This window comes from uncultured Nostoc sp., from assembly GCF_964245445.1.
Taxonomy (GTDB): domain Bacteria; phylum Cyanobacteriota; class Cyanobacteriia; order Cyanobacteriales; family Nostocaceae; genus Nostoc.
Map to the genome: position 1 here is coordinate 1 of NZ_CAXTNE010000397.1, position 5,455 is coordinate 5,455.

The 5,455-nt window shown below is 40.7% G+C and carries 4 protein-coding genes and 1 pseudogene; 2 read left to right on the plus strand and 3 right to left on the minus strand.

Annotation, left to right across the window (positions count from 1 at the left end):
* The coding region (locus ACFE90_RS35770) for a response regulator transcription factor (RefSeq protein WP_375506998.1) at positions 1 to 446 on the minus strand (446 nt) is incomplete at its 3' end.
* A 49-nt stretch (positions 447 to 495) separates the two neighbouring features.
* Between ACFE90_RS35770 and ACFE90_RS35775 the strand changes: the two are divergent.
* Positions 496 to 894 (plus strand): annotated as a pseudogene (locus tag ACFE90_RS35775) (ATP-binding cassette domain-containing protein); the annotation flags it as partial.
* A gap of 623 nt (positions 895 to 1,517) precedes the next feature.
* Here ACFE90_RS35775 and ACFE90_RS35780 read toward each other — a convergent pair.
* Positions 1,518 to 1,766, minus strand: coding sequence for a hypothetical protein (locus tag ACFE90_RS35780; protein ID WP_375506999.1), 249 nt, complete (start codon positions 1,764 to 1,766; stop codon positions 1,518 to 1,520).
* Between the two features lie 286 nt (positions 1,767 to 2,052).
* Here ACFE90_RS35780 and ACFE90_RS35785 point away from each other — a divergent pair, with 286 nt between their 5' ends.
* Entirely contained in the window at positions 2,053 to 3,816 is a 1,764-nt protein-coding gene (locus ACFE90_RS35785) for a Rieske (2Fe-2S) protein (protein WP_375507000.1), read from the plus strand.
* A gap of 99 nt (positions 3,817 to 3,915) precedes the next feature.
* Here the strand turns inward: ACFE90_RS35785 and ACFE90_RS35790 are convergent, their stop codons facing one another.
* Complete coding sequence (locus tag ACFE90_RS35790) at positions 3,916 to 5,172, minus strand: damage-control phosphatase ARMT1 family protein (protein WP_375507001.1); 1,257 nt, start codon at positions 5,170 to 5,172, stop codon at positions 3,916 to 3,918.
* Positions 5,173 to 5,455 lie beyond the last annotated feature (283 nt).

Below are 5,455 nucleotides of genomic sequence, written 5' to 3' on the forward strand. Positions count from 1 at the left end.
ATCTCCCCCACACCTTCCTTCAACCGGTATCCTAAACCGTAGACATTCTCGATCCAATCCACAGCTTTGGCTGTCTTCAGTTTTTGCCGTAGTCCTTTAATATGTGCTTTGACGCTTTCTTCTAAAGGGGGATCGTCAAAAGTCCAGAGATGCTCAACCAGTTGTCCGCGACTGAGAACCCGTGAGGGGTTCCGCAGAAATACTTCTAACAGAGTGTATTCTTTGGGAGTTAATGCCAGAAGTTTATCACCATAGCTGACTTTGCAACTACGAGGATCTAAACGCAAATCGCCGACCTTTAAAACGGTTGTAGGGGAAACTTCACCGCGCCGCAGTAAGGCCCGTACCCGCGCTTGAAGTTCTGCCAAATCCAGAGGTTTTATTAAATAATCGTCTGCACCTGCATCTAATCCGCGAATGCGATCGCTACTGGCATCTGTCCGCATTATATTAGACGTGAGCCTTGATTGCCCTTAACTAAATTAAGTCATTAATCAAATTGGTATGGTACTACAAGATACCCTGCTGTTTGATGGCACGGTGCGCGAAAATATTGCCTTAGCTTGTCCTGATGCTAGCGATGAAGAAATTATTGCCGCCGCTAAGGTAGCTTATGCCCATGACTTTATTATGTCGTTGCCCAGTGGCTATAACACCCGTGTCGGTGAACGAGGTTCAGCGCTATCTGGTGGACAACGCTAACGAGTAGCGATCGCCTGTACTGTCCTGCAAAATCCACAATTACTAATTCTTGATGAAGCTACTAGTGCCTTAGATTACAATTCTGAAACCCAAGTCTGTCGTAATTTAGCCATTGCTTTTGAACAGAAGATAGTATTCTTCATTACGCACCGTCTAGGAACAATTTGCAATGCCGATGTCATTCTAATGTTGGTAACTTTAACAAAATTTGAAACAGGATTACGGAATTGAGATGACATCCTTTGAAGTCATAATCGTCATCACACAAATTTCCTATTTTCTGACTGAACTTTTTACTTTACTAAATCATTAGACCTACAAAGGAGATAAATCAACATGAGCGAAAATCATAACCTACAATCCGACTCACAACCTACAAAAAATAGACCACAACCTCCTAAAACAATAGGAAAACCACCTAAGACCGAATTCATTAACTCCCAAGAACAGCCAACAGCATCAAACTTATCAGATATTAATTAAAAGTAATTCGTAATTAGACCCGCCAGAAATTTTGGCGTTGGCAATTAAGGGGTGGTTATGAAATAACTCAAGCCAACCCTTTTTTATTATTTGGTAGTTGAAGAAAGTTTCCATCTTATAGCAACCATAGGCTCAACACCCAAAGAAATCCAGTCGGTGGAACAAAAAAGTGCATTTTTGAGCCTATGGTTGCAGTCCTAAATCATTCGTGAAAATTATATCTTTCTTTCTTCTTTCCTTTGCGTCCTACCCTGCGGGAAGCCACTTCTCTACGAGACGCTCCGCGAACGTGTCTATGCGTCCTTAGCGGTTCGTTTCCTAATCTATATTTTTCACAACTCAAATCGGATTGTTATAGTACGGCGCGGCGTAAATCTAGATACCATTGCTACGTTGCCTGAGTTCTCTGTAACTGCAAACACACACTCATTACAGTCAATTTTTAAACCCTTGTACCAGTAGTCAATATGTTCTTCTAATTCATACTTATAGAGAGCAAGTTCCATTTTACCGCCTTGTAGCAATGCTTTACGTAGTAAGTTTGCTATCTTTATTCCATTTTTTTCCTTGCTATTAATCACTTGTTTGCCTTGTCTACCTTCATCGAATTGTAGAACGTATCAGATTCATGGGATACCCACAATAACCCAAGTCTTTCTGCTACCCTTCTTTGGGACAACACCAGTACTATACCCGACAACCTCCGTTATCACCAGCCAGCATGAGTCTATGCACTTTGTAATTGCAGTAGTCCTTAGTAGCTTAAAGTATTGTTAACAAAAATTAGTATTGTGCAAATGCTCGAAGAAAGGAAAATTTTGTCAAAGTAGAAGTAAAGCTTTCGATATTCACTCGTGTGTAAATTAAATGACTCTAATATTTAAAGAAACAACCAAAAAAGACAATTATACCCGTGTTGCTCAACTTAAAGATGTTCAGGCAGCAGGTAGTTTGTTAGTCCACAAGGAAAAACATACTATTGTTTTGTTTTACTCAGATAATAAAGTTTATGCAATTGATAACCGTTGTCCCCACATGGGTTTTCCCCTACAAGGTAGCACTTGCAAAGATGGTATTGTTACCTGCCCTTGGCATTATGCCCGCTTTGATATAGCTAGTGGTGGAACCTTCGACTCTTGGGCAGATGATGTTCCGGCATTTCCTGTGGAAATCCGTGATGGTGAAGTTTGGGTGAATTTAGCGCCGCCAGTTAATCCTCATGCTCACCAAAGCCAACGCCTTGAAGATGGTTTGAAGCAGAGTATTTCTTTAGTGATTGCCAAATCAACGATCGCACTGTTAGATATAGGAGTAAATCCGGCTGAACCATTTCAAATCGGGCTACAATTTGGCACTAGTTACAACAAAACAGGTTGGAGTATAGGTTTAACTATCCATACCTGTATGATCAATCTACTACCTTATCTGGATGAAGAAGACAAGCCTCGTGCTTTATTCCACGGACTTTCGGCAGTCGCTAATGATAGTGCAGGTGCGCCGCCTCTGTTTGTCGTTCAGCCATTGCCTAACTCTACAGTTGATTTTCCGACTCTTAAAAGCTGGTTTTGCCAGTTTATTGAGGTACGGGATAGTGAAGCTGCACAAAGATGTCTGGTATCTGCGATTCGCTCAGGGGCTAATTTAGAGCAAGTTGCAGATATGCTGTTTTCATCGGCTACAGATCATCGTTATCTCGATATTGGGCATAGCCTTGATTTTATTAACAAAGCACTGGAAGCACTTGATGTTGTTGGTTGGCAAGCTGCGGAATCTGTTCTACCTAGCTTAGTTTCGGGTTTAGCTAGTGCATCCCGGATGGAAGAATCTAATTCTTGGCGCTATCCTGTAGATTTGGTGGCAATATTAGAGTCGGCTTTTGAGCAATTACCCACTGTCTTAAGTGCGGGGAAATCTCAACGAGGAACTTGGTCAAACTCGGAACAATTAATACCAATTTTATTAGGTGAAGACCCACAAGCGATCGCTGACTCGCTACTGAATGCCCTACAAGCTGGTTGTACAGAAGAACAATTATCAAGTGTAGTTACTTATACCGCAGCACTGCGTGTAGCTCGTTTTAATACTAACAATGACTTTGGAGATTGGAACTCAGCACATCATCCATTTACTTTTGCTAACGCTGTGCATCAAGGGTTACGACGAGTACCAACAGTCGAACTACTCAGAGGGGTGTTTGATGCGGCGATGAGTGTTTATTTGAATCGTTTTTTGAATGTACCACCAGCACGACTTCCAGAAGCCAAAGACTCCGTTCCAAATCCCGAAGAATTACTCCAGCAGCTACCCGATTTATTAAATCGTCAGCAGCAAGTTAACCAGACAGGTCAATTAGTGGCTAATTATTTATATAGTGGTGGCAATGCTGAAAGACTCATGGCGCTGCTAGGAAAATTGATGCTCAGAGAAAACCGTGATTTTCATGTAATTCAAGAAATAGAAGCCGCTTTTCGTCAGTATTCTTTATTAGGTGACACTCCTGCTGGGATTCATGTATTAGTTGCTGCTGCTCGGTATTTAGCAGCCCATTCTCCCACAATGCGATCGCAAGCACAAACCTATCAAATCGCTTATCGGTTACATAAAGGCGATCGCCTATTCGAGGAATCTTGAGAAGCTCTCGTCTCAAAGCAGAGGATGTGGGGTAGGTAGTTGCTATCAGCTAAAACTTTCGCAGTTCCCAATATCCTCAACCCCACCAAATCCACATTACTAAGCCACGAACTGAATCACACCCCATTGTCCATTGGTCAACCAAGAATGGTCAGATTTTGCTACTTTCTCAACAACTTCAGACTCTAAACCTACTGCTACTTCCGACTTCAGGGTGCGTAATGCTACTGTTGGTACAGGTAAATAACAGACTATATTTGCAAAGCTGGTAGTAATATCCCAATGGCGATCGCCTAATAACCGACGATAATTCGCATCTCCTTTGACTATAATTAAACTCGCATTAGTTAACTCATTCTTGAGAGAGTTAGGCATTTCCCAAAATGCTAAAGGTGATGTCCAAAAGTAATCTTCAGACAAGACTAAACCCCCTGATGCAATATGCCTCTCCAATCTTTGAGCGAAAGATGTCACTTGTTGATCGCTAGTAGCGGCTAAAAAACTTATTGTGTCATGTACATCCTTAATCATGGCATCAGAAACGAAAGTAGGATGGGGTTTCAGATGCAGGTAAACTTCATTAGCTAAGTTGCTACTTAATAAAAAATCTACTAAGCATAAATCACAGACAAGTTCAAAACCAGCATTGTCTAAGACAAAATCAATACGACCTTTTTGACGAAGAGTTAATAATTCACTAACTTGGGAGGCATCATTTACTAAAATGTGAGCTAGTTGATTTTGAATATCAAAACGGCTCCGGTCGTCCTCAAATGCTGACCATAAACTCAAGTCAACTCGATTTCCCCACAAAGCGAAATATAAGAGTGCAATTAAAGCTGTTTGGTTTGTTAGAGCATCAATTTCAGAATTTTCCAGCCATTTATTCACCTGAGTACATAGAAGAATAGTCGAGTCAAGAGACGCTTCTAACCCCTGAGATTTTTGCAATTGGAATGGATCAACAGCTTGCCATATACCAGGGCGAAAGTAATGAGTAATTTCTAGAATTAACCGATAAAAATAAGTTTCTATAAAAAACCAAGGAACATCTATCCAACGCTGACCTTTGTAAGCTTCTAGATACGTATCCCAAGCTGGAAAATCTGCACCAGTATCATTCACCAGAGGTTGTAAATATCCTGTCGGCAGTTCTGTAGCAAGCCTTTCTAATCTTGTATTAATCTCCTTTGAAAAATTATTTTCCCCAATAACTCGACGGGCGATCGCAGGCATTCTTTGAGTGACTGTAAACTCAGTAAAAGAACCGATTTCTGAACCTAAAAGTGACGGAGGTAGTGGTAATTTTGGGACTTTATATGAATTGACCACAAATTTCTCTTGCCCTCTATTCATAATTTATTGTGTGCGTTGGCATTCACTCATCCTATAATCACCCTTTAAGAGGAACTTGTGTGTGTAATATAGTAGAAAGTCAAACTCTTTTTTACTAATTAGTTTTGAGTTTTAGTCTATTATAGTAGCGTTGTTCTTCCTTGGTTAATACCTCAACCAGACACAACGCAACATCAATCAATAATTAAATCTCTACTGGCTCCTGATCAAATTGCCGCATCAATTCTACAAGAAACTATCCCACTAATAAAAAAGTATGGTAATCTACTTCTCAACAAGGAGG